The organism is Candidatus Nitrososphaera evergladensis SR1, assembly GCF_000730285.1.
Classification (GTDB): domain Archaea; phylum Thermoproteota; class Nitrososphaeria; order Nitrososphaerales; family Nitrososphaeraceae; genus Nitrososphaera; species Nitrososphaera evergladensis.
Genome location: NZ_CP007174.1, coordinates 145,466 through 163,258, shown reverse-complemented (window position 1 = coordinate 163,258; position 17,793 = coordinate 145,466). Strand labels below are relative to the sequence as shown.

The window sequence follows — 17,793 nt, the reverse complement described above, 5'->3', positions numbered from 1 at the left end:
TCTCTAAAAATAAAAGACACTTTGTAATTTGACGACCGGCCTCTACTTAGTCAGACATGGCAATCTGAGTAGAGGCCGGGTCTTGTATGCAGACATAGATTGGGGTTATGATGCTGTTTGAAGACTTGCTCAGGCACGGTTGCCTTCATGCCTGATAGTAGACAAGCAACATAGTGTAGCCTTTAAGGCTTGCTTACTGACGAGATAGTAAAGCTGCTACCTTAAGGTGGCTTACTTATCTACAAATAAGCAGACAACGGCAAGCCAATTTTTGCCGCGCGAACAAACTTTTCTGAGCACTACATTATTACCAAACGTCCTTGCCTAGACTTCGCGCGAGTCGGCGTTACGAGGGGTTGTGGCTAGTTTGAGGTATGATGTAAAACTTGCTCAGGCACGAGAATCACGCTGGCTCGCGCAATTTTTAATGCACAAATCAAAATCAAGTCTTGGTTAGTTTGGTCGACCCCTACCCATCTGGGTATTATGATCAGATGGCGGGCAGGGGTCGGCTTCACACGGTCACTTGGGGTTATGCTTGACTTGCTCAGGCACGGTTGCTAGAACGCACCTGATAAACATTGTACAACCAAAGTAAGTAATTATTATTTTCTAAATCACATTACCCAAGTATATTGTATGATTTATCATAGTGAAGCAAAAACTCATTATTTCTTAGCTAGGCATTGCTGCTAAAAACAAGCCATAATACAGTCAAAGACTGATTCGACAAATAACGTTTTGGCAGCCTGCACTGATCTATTTTCGTTACTCGTCGATGACCCAAATTGTGGAGTCAAGACATGATTTTTGCGCTGGTTTATCTTCTATACGTTTTTGCGCGTTTTGTCGATTTTGATTTGGTAAATTGTTGCCCCTACCTGCAAAAGGTACAACTCACTAGGTAGGGGCACGGTGTGCTCTCATGTACATCGGTGCTAAAACCCCGTTCGTTTCTAGCCAGACACATTATACGATTGTCGAAGTATAATGAGTTTGTAATGTGAAAAACATCTTGTACAAAAGTCAGCTCTAAGATGCAGCTAGAGCTACTAGCTGAATTTATCTAATGAGATTCTTCTGTCAGATATATAGCCTAGCTGCATAAGGGAGAATTGATTTTCTAACGTTGTATTTTTGCTCTCTGCTACAAACCGTTTTTGACATCTTGGTGCGGCAGGTAGGGACGTATTATTGAATAATATACACGACGTATCTATTCCGACAGGGAAGCAACAGCCCTTAAAGCGCAATATTTTTTGCGGAAGGCCTTATGAACCGACAGTCTTTATTTTTTAATGGCAGAGTAAATGTAAAAGTCGCGCCCTTCTTCTTACCTTTCTTCTCCTTGCTGCCACCACCGTCACCCCTGTTGTAACAATAGTAATTGTTCTCACCCCATATCCTGCCGCCATGAGCTTCTACTATTCCCTTTGAAATAAACAGCCCCAAACCAGTGCCTCTGTTAGACTTTGTGACAAACTTATCAAACATTACGGGGAGTATCTCTGGCGCTATTCCAGCGCCTGTATCCTTGATGGATACTACGGCGGCAAGATCGGAAGCGGCTTCGCCATAGTCGTTATTTGTATGCATTTTCGCCACTTCCACATTTACAACTCCTCCTTCATTTGTAAACTCTAATGCATTGTCCAAAAGATTGCGGATTACTTGCATTATTTTTTCTTTGTCTGCTTCTACCACAATATCATCGTCACTACCACCATCACTGTCCTCGTCTTGATCTCCTCCAGACTTGTAAAATAATTGCACTTTGCTGTCCTTGTATTCCTGCGAGGTCTTGACATCCTGTATGGTATCCGCTACCAACTCCCTCAGATTGAAATGCTCTTTCTGCAATTTCAAAGAATGGCTTTCTATCTTGGTAACATCAAGGATATCCTCTGCAAGCGTTTTCAACCTCCTTGCATTTCTATTTATGATGGTAACAAGTTCGCGTTGGCGGTCATCCGTTGTATTGATGTAAAGAACATCGGACAGTCCAATTATCGGCTGAATTGGAGTTCGAAGCTCGTGGGCTGCAATGTTGATGAATTCATGCTGCATTTTGCTGTGTACTTTAAGCTTTTCATGTAGTTCACTTTGCATCCACATGCTCTCAAACATCGAAACGTACGACGACACCGTGGCCTTGCTGTTTGACAAAGTTGCAAGACCTATGGCCTCATTGACAGTTTCTTTTGTATCGTCTCTCAATTCAGCGGCCAAAGAGAATCTTGAGTCAACTATCAAGAGAGAAATTTTGCTGTGCCAGCCGGGCTCGATATATCTAATATCAACAATCTGTTTGTCGTCTTGATTATGAGGATGATGATGATGATGTGATGCAGGCGGAAGTTCTCTTACAAATCTTTCATATTCTTTTTGTATATTCTTGTCTAGTGGCGCAAGAAGCCTGATCCTTAGTCTACGCTTTTTTGCAATCGCAATTAAATGTTGCAAGCCTCCCGCCCGTTTTTGGCGGCGAAACGCATTGGCTGTTGAAAAAATTATTCGTACCTCCTCCTGGGCCTTATCAAGTAACTCGTATACAATACGTTGCACCTCGGAATTGTCTATCGTCTTTATATACTCAGGCTCCAAGCCTTCCTCAATTTGCCCTATCCTCTGCTCTGCGCTCATCGCCTTTTCCCACAGAGCATCAAATGAATACTGTTGATGCTCGACAAAAACCCTTACAGTGCTCACAATGAGTCTGGAAGGCACCTCTCCTTTGTGTGCAATTCCACTTGCAGCATACTGCCTTTTGTCTGCTATGCCAAATGTGCCCTTGACTCTGTCAAGGTGTCGCACTTCGGCGATTTTTGCAATCTGCTTACAGTAGGGCAGGTTGTCTGCGGTAATCTCGGTGAGGAACCTTAACTTTATTCCCCTATCCTTCAGTTGGGCGTATGCTTTCATTAGAGCTGCATTCTCAAAAAGTATTGAAGGGCCGTCAGAAGTCATGCAGCTATCAAAGGTTTCTCTTATTTTGGAGAAGGATTCCATTGTCCAGTTGAGGATTTGATCAGACCCGTGCATTACACGTGTCCTTTCCGGCTCTACCCCTTCCTCAATTTCCCTTAACCTGTCTTCGGCGGGAATCGCATTTTCCCAGAGGCTTTCAAATAGGCAACGACCTTGTCTTACAACTTCATCTACATTGCTGTAAATAACTTGTGTCAGGGGTCTGCTTTCTTCCAGCGTTGTGGTAGCCATGTACTCTGTTTCATTCATCGCGATGCCTCCTATCATCCCGTTCAAATGGCGGACCTTGGCAATTTTTGCGATTTGCTTGCAATAGTTCACATTTGCAGAAGTGATCTCCGTAACAACTCTGATTTCTCCCCCTCTTCTTATGATGTCAAGATATCCGTCCCAGTAAGAGGGTATCTCGACTACTATGGAAGGACCTCTGTGATCAAAAGTAATATCCATTCGTTTTTGTACATTTGACATGAACTTTATTCCTCTCTCCACCGCATTTTCGGCGCCGTAGAGAATCTCTGTTGTTGCTGCTGCGGCTGCCGTCTCCTTGTTTTTTACTTCTGGCTGATTTGATGTAGACAAGATTACCTAATGCCTGCCTTCAGTTCCTTTACATAGGGAACAAAGTTGCTATTCATCTTAATTTGATGCATGCAATTTCTCTTCTCCTTTGTCCTAACTTCCTGTCCTGAGGATGTGATAGTAAAATAACATAACCTGTTCCCCACTCAATTTACTTTCTGCCAGCGTCCCTAATATCAGTTCTGACGCCGCAGAAGCAAAAAAATGCGACGACAGCAACTATGGCTACAAAACGAAATCTAGCAGCAACAGTAACAACAAGAATATGACTAGCGATTAAAACCTAAGTGAAGTTTACCATTCCATTTCTTCTGTTCATCATCTGCGAGGCGCAAATTGTAAAGCCTATATGCATGCAATCGGGGTCGGCGCATTTTTTGCATTCTGGAATGCCATCAACAATTTCCACCACGACTTGCTCTCCAAGAGAAGCGTCCATGAGGACTGCGTATTCATCTGCTACAAATTTCTTTAGAGAAAGCGGGCCGCAGGAAGCTGACCGAGCTGGATCATTATCAACTGACATTAACCATTCTCCAAAAGCAACGACTCCTTCGTCCAAGGTGTTTGCCCTTTTCATGAGGACGTTCTTTTCCATTGTTTTTTCTTTGCCTTTACTTCCTTCCTTTAAATCGAACATTTAGGGTCAGCCGTCAATACGGCATCACCAATAGCGTTGAGATTATTGTCACAAAAAGATCTTATCAAGCTATTGGAAAAACATAGTCAATCGTCGTAGTGCATTCATAGTGCTATTACTTTATGACTGCCGCTTTTCCGACACATTAACAAATTCCTAACGATGAAGGCGTCTCAATGAGAAATATTTTCCCAAGGACATTATCATTTCCCTAACTCTCTGAGAAGACAAGTCCTTTCCTGACTAGAATAAGGAAAATCAGGTATTCTGCATCTTCATAGACGATTATCCAGGATGACCAGGAAAACACACCATTTGAAGAATGATCAGCATATGCGGCAAGAAATGCGAATCTGTCCAATCCCGCAATATGGAGGCCGGGCTCTATGGAAGCTTCAATGTTGTCGCCAAAGCGAGCATACCCTCTATCTATTGAAATTATCATAAAGACTGCAAAGATTAGAAAGCCAAGGCTGGCCCACTGAAACTTTCTAGAAAACCAATATCTCAATACACGTTTGAATCTCTTGTCGTGCTTTTTGCCATAGTTACTTTTTAGAAAAAGGGTGATGATTAGAAAAGTGATTCCTATTGCTCCCAAGCTTCCAAGCCAGTGCAGGTTGTACAGGATGACGCGAATTGTAATTGCAATACCAAGCCAACAGCTCAATACAACCAACCTGTCCCTAAGCGGTATCGTTGTTGCGGTGGTCATGTCAGTCAATCAATCCTTTTTTCGCTGCAAGAACACTTACACAGCCAAAATCTATATCCTATTCGTGTTAATGATATATGGCAAAACTGCCCTCACAATGCTCAAAACTGTTTAATCAAATGGCTACGCTACTCTAGTCAAGAGAGATGAATTTTCTACACAAGTCCTACAAATGCGACTTATGCGATTCAAAATTAGATACCTATGATGATCTGATAAAACATGCCCGAGAAGTGCATCATCATGCCATTGTCAAGTGCCATGAATGTGGCAAGGAGTTCATTCATGAAAAGGACAGGCTTCATCACGCACGTGAAGAACACGAGAAAAAGGTTAGGGCGCGTGAAGAAAAGAACCTGCATAGACACGACGAATCAAAAACTAAGGACATGACTCCTCAGGAAGAGGTCGACGTACAGACGAGGAAATTTAGCGATAATTTCGAATAACGCGCACACACACACATCCGCTATTGTCAGATGGGATATGCAAGTGCAGGCTCTGCTCGCCGTAATTTCTAAGCTTTATTCAATGGCATTTTGATCAATATTAAAAAGACAGGGTCCTCTCTTCTCATGATTTTGTAGGTAATCAAAAACAAATGCTCATAAATTTATTAATTTTAATCCAACTGCGGTGTCAAGTTTAACAGGAAACAAGAAACTCTTAACCACCATGTTCCTAGTTTTAGGCTTTGCAGTTGCATCATTGGTAATGATAATGCCGACTACTGCATTTGCAAGCTCGAGCTACGACAACAGTGAAGATGACAAGAACAAATGCGATGATAGCAGCGACGACTACAAATGCGTATTAAGGGGCTCTCTAATAACGTCCAATAACCAGTGTAAAAAAGAGATGAACGGCTGATAAGCCGCACCTCATATATTTTTCAAGAATTCAAGTCAATCAGGGGCCAGTGCATCTAAAGGATCCTCGCCAGATACCTTGTAGGCTTTGGCGTAGCGAGATACATCAGCCAACATCTTTTCCTCATTGGCTCGCTCATCCATAATGGGAACTCGGCTTGGCAGCATAAAAGTAAAAGAGATCTTGGAGAGAGTACTATCTCTTCTATCTCTTTGCTGCTTTCTAGACTTTACAAGTTTCTCTAGCCGATCTGTCAGATCCTCTGCCCGTGTCACGTCTTGTATTATGTGTCTCCCAATCGGCACGGGTAGAGATGTTTAAGTGGCAGAGGTTTTTTCAAGTACCTGTACCTGTCCTTTTGCTCCACCAGACCGCATCAAAAAGACACACACATTGTTATGAAACCTGCCACAAACGGTGCAAAAACAAGTCCCCATAAAGGCGCATTTAGGTACGATGTGATTGCCAAAACAAGGAGAGCTACCAGAACGCTCAACAAAATCCAAGTCGTTAGCGTTTTCTGCTCGACATCTAAAGGCATGAATGTAGTTGGACTTGAAAGAATATACAAGTTATAGAGACGCTGAGAGACCGCATCGCTAGAGAGCGAGGCAGTTTGTTGGGAATTGGTAGAGACTTGTTTTTCTTAGTATGCTCTGATGTACTTGTAATGGTGCTCGATCAATGCCTGTCTTTCTTCAGGCAGTAGTGAGTAGAAATCCCGTCTATGGTACAGGCAAAATGATCGCAGCTTCATCTTATCCCATACGGAAGGCAAAGATAGCTCATATGACATTAGCTTTTCAATAGCTTCGTATACAAAAAAAGAGCCCATATCAGCCATGCCAAACATGCCAGTCTTTCCGAGCTTGGCTGCTTTTTCAAATAGCATGTTTATTAGCGCCATGACTGTATAAACGCCCTCGGTACTTTGATAACCCTTGACAGCATCATAAATCACAAGCGAGCCTTCATCTTCGTACTTGGCAACATCAAGGCCAGACTGTCCTAGAATTTTCCTAACTTTATCAGGATGAGTGTACGTCGTAACAAATAGTGCAAGTTCATTTCTTGCTTCTAGTGCTTCCTTGTAATGCACTGTCATGACATCGTTTAGTGCTGATGTACTAGGATAGATGACGATGTTGTGCTCTCCGTGCTTTGTTTTTTCTAGTTGCTTTAGAATCATTTGTGCAGAGCCGCTTATTGGTTTACCACGATTGATTTTTTTTGTCATAAGCCATCACAATTAGTACGAACTCGATGCTAGCTGAGGTACATAGATTCGTCGTCTTTGCCTGCTGTCGCAGAAGTATCGCCCATATCCATATATTTTGTGACAGCACGAACAAGCTGATCCCGTGTAAAGGGTTTAGAAACAAATTCAGATATATGGAGCATCGGCCAAACCGAATCAAATTCGTTCTTGTTCATTTCAAAAGCACTCATCATAATTATCTTGACTTTGTGGCTCAAGTTTCTAATCTCTCTTGCAAAGACAAAGCCTGACATCCTAGGCATCCTGACATCTGATAACACAACTGAGTAGTAGCCCTCACGCTTATCTCTAAAATGTTTCAAAGCTCTTTCAGGATCTGTAAAAGTATCTACCTGTATCGGCGGGTTGTTTGATTTTAACATCTCCTCAATTACATCCAGAATATCTTCTTCATCATCAACCACCAAAAGCCTTGGCCTTCCCTGAAAAGCAGTACGTCTAGGAGCTCTAGTCACCATCTACATTACCCCACATGACTTGGAGCCTATACCAATTATCCAGTTAAAAGGCATTACTACTTTGCTCAGATCTGCCTCACGAGAAAGAAGTAAATGTGAGTTCTTATTGTACGAAAATAGCAGAGAACGTCATTAATATTATCGAGTCCTATCTGTTGATCAAGGTGCAGTGGTCTGCTTGGCATACTCCTTTAGGTTGCCATTGCGAAAGTTAGTATATTTGGCCTCTATAGCTAGAAAACATTTGTGCTAACTCGTTTATAATATACTCCCAAAAGTTGGTCATGTCTCAGGAACTTGATTCTCTGGACAAAACAGGACATGTTCTTCTACTTTATGATAGTGAACTAGAGCGAGAGTACACAATTAGCGAGTTCATTCATAACACATTAGGTCGGGGTCACACGGCGGTGCTTGCTTCAATAAGCAACGATACTTTTGCACAGTCATCAAAATACCAGACTATAACTGCAAGTCATGATGGAAAAAGTGAGAGAGGATGTTTCATTCTTCTGGATATCAGAGATTGCTATGAAGATGCTTTGAACGGCGATTTTCATGGAGCCAGTAAAATGAGAGAGAAACTTGAACGAATATTGACTGAGCAATCTTCTGATAACGACTTCGTGATAATCGTTGTAGATTGTGCCGAGCACCTTTCTCTGAATGAAAAGTTTGAAGAATGTGGCATACTTGAGAAGTCATTGCAAAACAGCTTCAAATCGTGGGAGAGAAGAGGTTTGAAGGTTTTGTTAATATGTCCACATCTGGCATCCGTGTTGGATGCGGGCGAGAAAAAAATGTTGGAAAAAAATCATACTGCCATTGCAATGACATAAAAAGAGAGATGGCCTTTGCCATCTATCACACTAAAGATTCGAGCCAAGGGGTACGCAGGTCATCAAATAATGAAGGACCTTTTAGACAAAAAGCGGAAAAAGATGGCAAGACATTTCGATTCAAGACCGGTGACTCCAAAGAGATTCTGAAGGGCGCCAGAATTGTTTACAAAGGTGCCAAGCTGATGGACACTGCTAAGGCCGGAAGCCAGATGATCTTCGTTCTAGATATCTCCAAGGATGTTGCGGTAGACAGTCTTGCAGCCTATCTATTTGCCAGATTCAAAAACCATTCTGATGATATTGTAGGTATTAGGATTGAGGAAAATCTAGTGAGGGTCTCTGAGGAAAGTCTGGCAAGGGCATTCTTGAAAGAGATAAAGAGATCGGAGAATGAGGAAAGGAAGGCGCAGGATGGGAAGCTGACTAGGTTCTATAATAGAAAAAGAGAAGTCTGCTAACGATTTTTGACGGGCCCGCTGGACTATATTCATAATACTATTGATCTGAGTTACAGTTTCCTGCTTCAATGTCGACTTCTTTTGTTATTAGGTTTGAGTGCATCAGCTACAGCGTCGTAGGCTTTCCGATATAGACTGCCTTTTTCAGTTGTCCTGTACAATCTAGTCTTCTCAGAATATTCTATGAGCCCATGCTCCTGCAGAAGTGGCATGTACTTCCTGAGCTGCGGAATAGACACGTAGCAGTTGTACATGATTGTAGTCTTTAGCACACCATCGCCTTCAGCATGAGCTAGACTGTCTTTTTGTATAATGTCCATAGTCATTCAATGGCTTTGCAAAAAAAATAATGTATAAATGACTTGCCCTATCATGGTTGGCGTACCCGAAGGCCTTCTACTTCTCCAATTTGATCATACCTACATCAATCAGCTTGTAGAAGACACTTCGTCGCAGCTTGCCAAACTTATTACTATTCGAATAAAGCCTCACTGGCTCTAGGCAGTGACCACATTTTGTTCTTCTTGGTGAAACCGACAAATCGCTGAGCGGATATATCCTGCTGCAGGTCGAGCACCAGTACGAAATCAAACCCCTCACAGCTCTTGCGTCAAGCGAATAGAAATCTAGTCCATCCTGTGCGCAAACATCCGCAGCAATAGTTGCTACCGGCGTGTCTAGAGATTGTATGATTTGTTTCATCGATTAGATATAGCTAATGGCTACATATATCTCGCACGTTTACACTGCAATAAATCTCCGGATCATTAGTGCATGACTCTTTTTAATTAGTAGCTCGATATGGCCCCAGAAGTCTGTCGATGCTGTCAACACTTGAATATTAATGAATTTAGAGACAAGCGTTACGTTTTTGTCAAGCGCCTAAGATTCATCTGTTATTTTGATAGGTAATCTATGCAAACCAAGGTTAAAAGCTTGCAAATCTAACCGACAGGGGAAAATATGCCGCCGTGGGTCGAAAATGGTCTAATAGAAAAATTGGTTGCCAATGAAGTCGCAGAAAAACAAGGAAACGACATTGTTTTTACCAAGCCCTTTAGCGTTTTTATGATTGATAGTGTAAATCACCAAACGTCCCTCAAGACTATTGATGAATGCCGCAATGTGATGCGCCGCTACAATTCCGCACTACGGTATCTATCAGATCACGAGGTTCGTGCGGCCATGGTCCTTTTGGGCTTTTACATTGAACATATGGATAAGCGCATACCTGCCGGTCGTTAAGCTGGCACGGAAGGGAACTGTTTACACTGAACGGTCTCCGCGTCACACGTCAGGGCAAGACTCGTCGCAAAAGATCCAAGGTTTTCAATGCTAGCAACCGCACTCGGTGCGGCACTGATGATAAGTATAGTTGCAGGAAGTGTAAATGACAGCCAAGTATGGACTGCGCCGATTGACAAATGCAATGTTCTGCGAACTTGTATCAATATATGATAATAGTAATATAGTAGATGCGGCGAGCGCTGCAACCTTTGATTCGCTGACGAATATAGCGCGCCATGATGTGGAAAGTCATTTTTATGATAAAGACGAAAATTACAAATGAATAGAAACAATGAATTTGAAAAGCTGAACGATAGAAAAGCAACGTACCTTATCGTCGACGATGATACTATTGTCAATTTGAAAAATTATTACAAGCTTGAAGACCACGACGAATTATTGCAGTTCATAAAAGATGTCGTTATAGTAGGCGACGAAGAATAGCCTCAGCAGCGTCCGCCGTAACGCTAGAAAGATACATAACATCGAAATCCGTCGACAGTAGGAGAGCAAGATCTAGCTGTGAGAAGGTGTTTAGTTAGTTTAGCACGGATTGAACGCATGAGCATGAGTTCATAACTATTTTTGATACTTGCTTGTCGCCCTTTAACCGAGCCAGCTCTGAAGGAGCAAAAAGCGCCATTGATCCAGCACAGCGGATGATATGGCTGTTAATTAGCGTTGAACCCATGACCATCTTCAACAAAGCGCCAGGTTACATAAATGTCCTTTTGCTTCTGCATGGCCTTAAGTTTCCGCTTTAGCGCACGGTTATGCGGCTTGAGCCTAAATTTTGAGCCGCAGCATGGGCAGTAGGTTGCTGGAATCGCCATGAAGGTATCGCAAGTTTGGCAACGCCTGTACCCCAATTGGTAATGACCTAGTGCTGACCTTTGTACTTTGAACTGCTCGCATAACCCCTTGCAACGATAGGTCAATATTCTGCAGATTTTCACTACAAGATAATAACAGGATGCCTACTTTTTGCACATTTAATGATAGCAATAATCTACTGAGGAGATTAAACCCCTGTCTAGTTCGGCCAAGTTGCGACGCTCCTATGAATATCAGGATTAGTTTTCAAATTCAGCGTCAGCAAGGCATTTTTGACAGTACTTTCTGACAAAAACTGCACCTTCAATCTTGAACAGTGCTTCAACCGTCGCAACTTCAACGCTGCAGTTCGAACAATGAGTAATCTTTTTCCTAAGCGCAATCTTTGCTGGCCGCACCGCAAACGGCTTTACCATACAATATTTTCACACTGGAAAATCACAAACGGTATGTAGCAGTCTTGACACATGCAGAGCAATACTTCTCTATAATAATTGCGCCTTTAATTCTGAACAATGCTTCTTCTTCTGCCGGTACCATTGAACACTTTATACAGTAAGGCTTGTACTTTGTAGTTTTATCCTGAACTGGCCTTGTAAGATAAGGCTTCACCATAGAAAATCCTAGTTAAATCTACTAGATAATTTTACATATCATGATAATATCACAATCTGAATACTTTAGAATGGGATGTCTTGACGTAGAAGGTAAAACTGTCATTCTCAGCTAGAGGTTGGAAGATCCGGTGAGCCGATTGACCGGTACTGCGACTTGTAAAAAATGATACTTACCCGTAATTCATCAAAATCCTTCTTAGCAGATTTTCTTTCTCGACAAGCATCGTTCGCACAGGCATGGTAATTATTATACTGATAGCATGTGTTTGGCCTGAAGCAATATTGTTCGGAAAAAAGAGCTACTCTTTTTATTCTGGCTTGGATGTCACTTATTTGCGCAAGATGAACAGCAAAGCAAGGGCAACTAGGGAAACTGACAAACTCATATCCTTAGGGGTAGATGCAGAATTTGCAAGAATGCTTCCTCCATCTGCGCGAAGCCAAATTTTAAAAGGTATTTTAGGACTTGAACACGGCAAACAAAAAGCACGTTAGCTAATTCGTCCGGTTTCTTTCAATCTTGGGTTTTGTGGACGTTATCCTGCACTGCATTGGGTTCTTTTACAATTTCATTTATCAACAAAACACCTGCATCTTGAAATAGACTTTCAAATGAACCTTGAAGCCTAGAGATATCTACTTCATTATCTTTTACAACACCATTACTTTCGAGTACCCTGACTATGCTTTCCGTAGTAGTTGTACCAAGGAGCTTTGTAAGCCGACGCTGAAATTCCTTTAGGGGCATGTTGCGTACGGCAGCAACCATTTCATTGCACCTTCCCTTCATCATCTTCCCAGACTGCTCTGACGTACAGAATCCCCTTTAGCAACTCTTTGGCCTGATTGGCATCAAGTTTTTCGACAAACTTTTGGTCTACACCTAATTCCATCAGTTTGGCATAATCCCTTAGAACTGCTCGGACGTCAGGGTTTTTCACAGCCATAGTTAATGCTGCATAGATTTAAATCTATCTTTAAATTATGAATCATGCAGACCAGCCCGCCTGCCGCAGCAAACGAATCAAGGACAACAAGCGTTACTTGTGCCAGAGCAGGCAAAAGGAATGAGATCTGATTCCATCGCGCATGGGTGTTGAGTATTGCTCTGGCCTCAGCAGTCTCTAAACTCAAATTGTTAATAAAATATTGACTGAAGAGAGAATCTCCGCGTTTCACATCCTGCCTAGCTGAATTCCAGAAAACTTGATTATGGTTCCGCCGGATACTAAAGCCCGTGAAGCGCTAACAGAGACGCTCCGGCGGAACCATGAATGTCTAGAATGCATGTTATCGGTCTTTAAGGAACCTTAAAACAGTAAAGTATACACAGCAAACAATAGCAATAACTCGTTAATCCTTCTAGTTCCAAAGGAGTGCATTAGGAAGAACACATACAACAAGTCTGGAAGTGCAACTCATATCAAGCCCGTTTTCAAGGCGACGTAAATAGATGTCTACATGCGGCAGTACGGATATCCAGCCATACAAGTCTGAACACCATAACCTAGGACCCAGATTGGTATCAGAGTAGGCAAAAAGTGAATCTTCTTCTACTACTATTCGTCAGACCTTGATGGGTCGAAAGTTACCCCTTCATCTTGGCCCTTCCGGATTCTTTTCTTAATGTCTTTTCCCACTCTTTCTCCTTCCTTTTCAGCAACCTCTTGTACGCCTTTTTCGCCAACCAAACCTAATTCAGGATCCAGATTGCCTTGGCGTGGGTACTCATTTACTTCGTTCTTACCAAGATTCGGCTTTCGCGCTGGTTTTTTGTTGTCGTTGTTCTGGTGTCCTTCGGCAGACATGAATGAAAAATGCACAGGATTGAATAAAATAGTTAAGACATATACACATACACCAAGGCAAGAAATTATGCATTCATAACTTTTTGAAGGCCTTTTCTACGGCTGTCCTGGCAGGGCACTCTGGTTCTCCGCACTTCTCGAGATGTTCATTAATCATTGCAAGGAGTAGTATGCACCTTTGCTAATTGTGTCTTCACTCATTTTGCTTTTTTCTATACGCAAAAGTAAACCGCCACGATTCTGTGCATATGCGGCTAAGCCAGAATGCCTTGCCGAGCGGCTGATTTTGCAGCAAGGCTTTCGCCCAGTTTACTAAAGATTTCTTCATTCTGCTCAATCTTGTCGAATTCTTCCCTCGGTAGTCCGCATTTGCGACACGAACCTAGTGAATATTCGTTCGGCTTGCCACAGTTAGGGCAATCGATCTCTCTAGGTGTAATCATACACCCTGTACGTTCTCATAGTATACAAGTGTAGCGTTTTGGAATATAGAAGCTATGTCGATATATACAAGAATAAGCAATTTTACATCAATAATATCAAAAAATAACAACAGTTGGCGGTGTTATCAAAGCCAGGGTCCATCAATAATTAGCATTTATGCGCTCTTGCTTATCGTCATCAGAGGCTCTATACACACACTTGCCTATTTTTCCACCTTTTGTAGTGGAATGAACATAAATAGCGCAGCCAGTATGGCGGACAAGAGCCAGGCATTAGAGTATCCCCCTCCGGATTTGACTGCAAGCGAGAACACAAGAGGCATCCACAATATACCAATAAGTGATAGACCATTTATCCAAGCGACGTTTAGCGCACTGCTATTGTAAGAAGATTTGTTTTTGTCAGCAGATGAGTAGGAGCTTGTATCCTCTCCTCTTCTTTCTTCATGCTGCAAACTCACGCTGTTGTTTCTTTCATCCTGACCTCTACCACGAGCCGTTGTTCTTATTGTGCGCGCTTTGGCATAGGCAAAGGTAAACGCGCCGCCGGAAAAGAATCCAAGAGCAATGACGGCGATGATTATGACTGACAGGATCTGAATAGACATTGCCGCAAGGGCAGCGCTTATGCCGACGCCGCAGGCCAGCAGAATCTTTCTTGAATCCTTTACTTTCTTGTCGTAATAACCGCCAATCAAAGGTGCAGATACAATGGCAGATATCAATGCCATGCTTGCGATTACGCCCGCGCTTTCCAGTTGAATATTGAGGCTTTGGAGATAAACTATGGTAAAAGTCAGCAACAGAGCCCAGGAAGCCTGAATCCCTGTAAGGACAAGACCGAGCGCAATTAATGAAGGGTTTGACAATGTTCCCCAGATCTCGGAGATGTCTGGCCATCTGTTGCCTCCTGCCTGCGCTTCTGGAGGTGATGGCGAAATAATGTCTCTGCTCTCTGAATAGTTGTTGTTGACAGCAGCATCTGCTGCTGGTGGTGGTGGTCTTTTTGATATCGGCCTACGGTGGGCCGATGATGGAATAGCTATAATCATGGGTAAGGCTGTTGCGATGCCAATTGCTCCACTTAATACAAGGCTTGACCTCCATCCAACCATCTGAGCGATGACGATCCAGCCAAAAAGTCCTATAATTCCGCCAGCCGAGTGTGCCGAGTTCAAAAGGCCAATTGAAAAGCCAGAGGACTTTTTAGTACCTCCTGCATGCTTTGCGATAAGCACAACTCCAGAACTGAAAAATAATGCCATGCCTGCTCCCACAATGAAACGCAGCCATATCAGCTGTGACGCCTCTGATGTAAAGCCGTAGAGAAGAGCGACACTAGATGACAACCCTATTCCAAATATTGCCATGGACCGGGGAGAATACCGGGCGGCAAATATGCCTGCAGGGACCTGAAACATCCCCACTCCTATGAAAAAAGCCGCAGATATAGAGCCTAGCAGACCAATATCGTGCTGCCCAAAGTCAAGTACAAGAAGCGGAAATATCGCTGCCACATTGAACCAGTTTACTGCGTAGAAAACCCTGGCAATAATGATGGAAACCGATGCCGAGACATCGGCGGAATAAGGAAAGCGATGATTATTACTGGTAGAAGAATCTCGACTCATTTTTATTGTTGTTGCCTGCTTCTTTTTTGTACATCAACATATGGGTTGTATAACCTGAGAGCCGCTGCTTCTGACGAGCGATTAAAATTTCTTGACTTGTTACCAAAATACATATGCAAGAGCGGCTACAGCACGACCTTTAAACAAATACGGTTGTTATTGTTGAAGCCAAAATTTCATCCTGATATAACACATGTGTGGCACAAATGGCAGAGGCGGGATTAATGATTCCGCACCTTTACGTGATGTTGTGGTAGTGGTTTGCCACCATAACTTTTCAACAGACGCCGTCTCGATGGAAATGTGTAGACTAACTCTTGCGATTTATGTTCCTGGGATAAAGTGCTCGCTATTGGCAGGATTATAGCAGCAAAAAAAGAAGTGCTCAAAACTCTGACTGGTCATTTTTATGATATACTTAAACGTACAATGATCAGAATGGATTGTATTGTACGCTAGTTATTGAGGACGTCCCGTTATGACAAGAAAGAAGATTTCTTTCAAGTTCATGTCAACTTGCTCTTATCCTGCTACCCATAAAGCAGTCGCTGCTCTGATGATGACGACAGTGATGGTGCTTTTGCTAATTACCCCTGCAAGTATGGCGCTCACAGCATCCGCGCAGGAGTTAACAACGGCAGCATCAGTAGACACCCCGAGTCCTAAAGAAGCGTGCAACTGCGTAATATTCCGGCTTGACGATGTACAGGATTACTGGCTTGTACCTGTGCAAGCGGCTATCATTGACAAGTTCATCGAAAAGAATGCGAGTCTTGATATGGCGCTGATAATGAACTGGGTTGGGAACGACCCCGCGCTGGTCAGCAAGTTAAGAGAGGCTTCACTTTCACAACAAAATTCAAGCCTCATCGAAATGTCGCTTCATGGATGGAACCACGTTGACTACGGCAAGCTTTCTTTGGGGCAGCAGTACGACACGCTCAAAGCGGCTAACGCAAGGATGCAAGATCTGTTTGGCAGAAAGAGCGCGATACTTGTGATGCCGTTTAACTCGTACAATGAGGACACGCTCAAAGCAATGAATCAGCTCGGCTTGAGGATAATTAGCGCAGAGTTTGATACAGAGATTGAAAGCATTTACAATCCAGACGAGCCTGACAGTCCTGACAACAAGATATACCGGGCGACGACAGCAACTGCCACTACAATACCTAAAGGGCAAGACGCAAACAACAGCGAAAGCGGTGTCGGTGGTGATGGCTCGCTTGATGATGACATAAAAGACCAGTACGGCATTTATCACTTGCCACAGGCAGTAGGCTTTTACACCTATGATTCAGAGATTCCAACAAAGACCCCGCTTGCACTTATCGAGGAAAAGATTGGCAGTACCATTGCCAGCTACGGCTATGCGGTAGTGACGCTCCACCCGCAGGACTTTACAGTGAAGAACGCGGATAACAGTCCAACGAAAGATCTTTCACAGAAGGAGATAGACGACCTTGGCATCCTGATAGACTGGATAAAACAAAATAACCATACGATAAGAACATTTTCAGATGCAACCAAGGTTCCTCTATTTCCGATAGTAGACAATGTTGCCCCAAGCATAAATGCCCCCATGGACAAGGCGGTTGTTTCCTCATCTCCTCTAACTCATGTCGACCTTGGATTCCCAACCCTTTCTGACAACGTGGATCCTCACCCGGTGGCGATAAACAATGCGCCTGCAGTGGGCTTCCCGAGAGGAACGACCAAGGTGATCTGGACTGCAGCCGACGATGCAGGCAACGCTGCAAATGCAACCCAGTATGTGACAGTGGCTCTTGTCGCGGATAAAACCCGGCCCACGGTCACTATCGATGCGCCTGCAAATACGACTGCAATCAAGGGAAGTGCTCCAATCGCAAACATACCGGTGAAAGGAACCGCCTTTGACGATGAGTCAGGAGTCAAGGTGATAGAGGTTCGGACTAACGACACTGACTACAAGGTCGCCAAACAGGAAGGGGAAGGAGGAGGCGACGGATGGTCAAACTGGAGTGCATCTGTAACAGTAAAGCACCCCGGGATCACAGAAATTATCGCAAGAGCCACAGACTTTTTCGGGAACCATCAATGGAGAACAATTCAGGTCCAAGTTTCACTAAACGGAACGGCTGCTACTACTACCGGCAATGGCAAAGCCTGATGATTCTCCGCAGCATTGGGAAGAGGATGCCCTCATTGTCCAATGGCGATTTGAAGAATAGCATACAGACAGGCAGATGCGAATGACTTTTAGCAAAATAAAAAACAGGAAAGGCCCTACAAAATGACCTTCCCTCTTGTAGCGAGGATATAGTCAGTCGAGCGAGTCGAAATCCTCTTTTTCGTTTTT

Annotated in this window: 19 protein-coding genes; 8 read left to right on the top strand and 11 right to left on the bottom strand. The window is 43.3% G+C overall.

What is annotated here, in order from left to right; translation table 11 throughout:
- Positions 1-1,242 precede the first annotated feature (1,242 nt).
- The 3 genes from NTE_RS00860 to NTE_RS00850 all read right to left on the bottom strand — a co-directional run bounded on the left by NTE_RS00860 (position 1,243) and on the right by NTE_RS00850 (position 4,925).
- Complete coding sequence (locus tag NTE_RS00860; RefSeq protein ID WP_148699303.1) at positions 1,243-3,570, bottom strand: sensor histidine kinase; 2,328 nt, start codon at positions 3,568-3,570, stop codon at positions 1,243-1,245.
- Between the two features lie 283 nt (positions 3,571-3,853).
- Positions 3,854-4,210, bottom strand: coding sequence for a hypothetical protein (locus NTE_RS00855; protein ID WP_148699302.1), 357 nt, complete (start codon positions 4,208-4,210; stop codon positions 3,854-3,856).
- Positions 4,211-4,421: 211 nt separating this feature from the next.
- The gene (locus NTE_RS00850; RefSeq protein WP_226987096.1) at positions 4,422-4,925 is read right to left on the bottom strand and encodes a hypothetical protein; all 504 of its coding nucleotides are present in this window, start codon (positions 4,923-4,925) and stop codon (positions 4,422-4,424) included.
- A 146-nt stretch (positions 4,926-5,071) separates the two neighbouring features.
- On the opposite strand from NTE_RS00850, the gene NTE_RS16925 reads away from it, so the two are divergent.
- The gene (locus tag NTE_RS16925) at positions 5,072-5,374 is read left to right on the top strand and encodes a hypothetical protein (RefSeq protein WP_193354082.1); all 303 of its coding nucleotides are present in this window, start codon (positions 5,072-5,074) and stop codon (positions 5,372-5,374) included.
- A gap of 187 nt (positions 5,375-5,561) precedes the next feature.
- A complete protein-coding gene (locus tag NTE_RS00840) occupies positions 5,562-5,795 on the top strand; it encodes a hypothetical protein (RefSeq protein ID WP_148699300.1) in 234 nt (77 codons plus the stop codon).
- A 646-nt stretch (positions 5,796-6,441) separates the two neighbouring features.
- Here the strand turns inward: NTE_RS00840 and NTE_RS00835 are convergent.
- A complete protein-coding gene (locus NTE_RS00835; RefSeq protein WP_148699299.1) occupies positions 6,442-7,032 on the bottom strand; it encodes an MEDS domain-containing protein in 591 nt (196 codons plus the stop codon).
- 29 nt (positions 7,033-7,061) lie between these two features.
- On the bottom strand, positions 7,062-7,478 hold the full coding sequence (locus tag NTE_RS00830; protein ID WP_158384910.1) for a response regulator: 417 nt from the start codon (positions 7,476-7,478) through the stop codon (positions 7,062-7,064).
- 338 nt (positions 7,479-7,816) lie between these two features.
- Between NTE_RS00830 and NTE_RS00825 the strand changes: the two genes are divergently transcribed.
- Together NTE_RS00825 and NTE_RS00820 are read left to right on the top strand one after the other, a co-directional pair.
- The gene (locus NTE_RS00825) at positions 7,817-8,371 is read left to right on the top strand and encodes a hypothetical protein (RefSeq protein ID WP_148699297.1); all 555 of its coding nucleotides are present in this window, start codon (positions 7,817-7,819) and stop codon (positions 8,369-8,371) included.
- Positions 8,372-8,379: 8 nt separating this feature from the next.
- Positions 8,380-8,832: a hypothetical protein gene (locus NTE_RS00820; RefSeq protein WP_148699296.1), complete on the top strand. Its 453-nt coding sequence runs from the start codon at positions 8,380-8,382 to the stop codon at positions 8,830-8,832.
- A gap of 65 nt (positions 8,833-8,897) precedes the next feature.
- On the opposite strand, the gene NTE_RS17480 is transcribed toward NTE_RS00820, so the two are convergent.
- Positions 8,898-9,152 (bottom strand): winged helix-turn-helix domain-containing protein, encoded by a 255-nt coding sequence (locus tag NTE_RS17480; protein ID WP_226987294.1) that lies wholly within the window; start codon positions 9,150-9,152, stop codon positions 8,898-8,900.
- Between the two features lie 643 nt (positions 9,153-9,795).
- Between NTE_RS17480 and NTE_RS00810 the strand changes: the two genes are divergently transcribed.
- Positions 9,796-10,077 (top strand): hypothetical protein, encoded by a 282-nt coding sequence (locus NTE_RS00810; protein WP_148699294.1) that lies wholly within the window; start codon positions 9,796-9,798, stop codon positions 10,075-10,077.
- 321 nt (positions 10,078-10,398) lie between these two features.
- Positions 10,399-10,563, top strand: coding sequence for a hypothetical protein (locus tag NTE_RS16135; RefSeq protein WP_158384908.1), 165 nt, complete (start codon positions 10,399-10,401; stop codon positions 10,561-10,563).
- Between the two features lie 629 nt (positions 10,564-11,192).
- Here NTE_RS16135 and NTE_RS16130 read toward each other — a convergent pair.
- Positions 11,193-11,369 carry a hypothetical protein gene (locus NTE_RS16130; RefSeq protein WP_158384906.1) on the bottom strand — a complete coding sequence of 59 codons (177 nt, stop codon included), beginning with the start codon at positions 11,367-11,369 and terminating at the stop codon, positions 11,193-11,195.
- A 543-nt stretch (positions 11,370-11,912) separates the two neighbouring features.
- On the opposite strand from NTE_RS16130, the gene NTE_RS16125 reads away from it, so the two are divergent.
- Positions 11,913-12,065, top strand: a complete 153-nt coding sequence (locus NTE_RS16125; RefSeq protein WP_158384904.1) for a hypothetical protein — start codon at positions 11,913-11,915, stop codon at positions 12,063-12,065.
- Positions 12,066-12,084: 19 nt separating this feature from the next.
- Here NTE_RS16125 and NTE_RS00805 read toward each other — a convergent pair whose 3' ends face one another.
- The 4 genes from NTE_RS00805 to NTE_RS00795 form a co-directional block, all read right to left on the bottom strand.
- On the bottom strand, positions 12,085-12,363 hold the full coding sequence (locus tag NTE_RS00805) for a hypothetical protein (RefSeq protein WP_148699293.1): 279 nt from the start codon (positions 12,361-12,363) through the stop codon (positions 12,085-12,087).
- Positions 12,341-12,517, bottom strand: coding sequence for a hypothetical protein (locus tag NTE_RS16120; RefSeq protein ID WP_158384902.1), 177 nt, complete (start codon positions 12,515-12,517; stop codon positions 12,341-12,343). The genes NTE_RS00805 and NTE_RS16120 overlap by 23 nt, the downstream gene beginning before the upstream one ends.
- A 612-nt stretch (positions 12,518-13,129) precedes the next feature.
- Positions 13,130-13,378 carry a hypothetical protein gene (locus tag NTE_RS00800; protein WP_148699292.1) on the bottom strand — a complete coding sequence of 83 codons (249 nt, stop codon included), beginning with the start codon at positions 13,376-13,378 and terminating at the stop codon, positions 13,130-13,132.
- 646 nt (positions 13,379-14,024) lie between these two features.
- On the bottom strand, positions 14,025-15,452 hold the full coding sequence (locus NTE_RS00795) for an MFS transporter (protein WP_148699291.1): 1,428 nt from the start codon (positions 15,450-15,452) through the stop codon (positions 14,025-14,027).
- 478 nt (positions 15,453-15,930) lie between these two features.
- On the opposite strand from NTE_RS00795, the gene NTE_RS00790 reads away from it, so the two are divergent.
- Positions 15,931-17,604, top strand: coding sequence for a polysaccharide deacetylase family protein (locus NTE_RS00790; protein ID WP_148699290.1), 1,674 nt, complete (start codon positions 15,931-15,933; stop codon positions 17,602-17,604).
- The last annotated feature ends 189 nt before the right edge of the window (positions 17,605-17,793 follow it).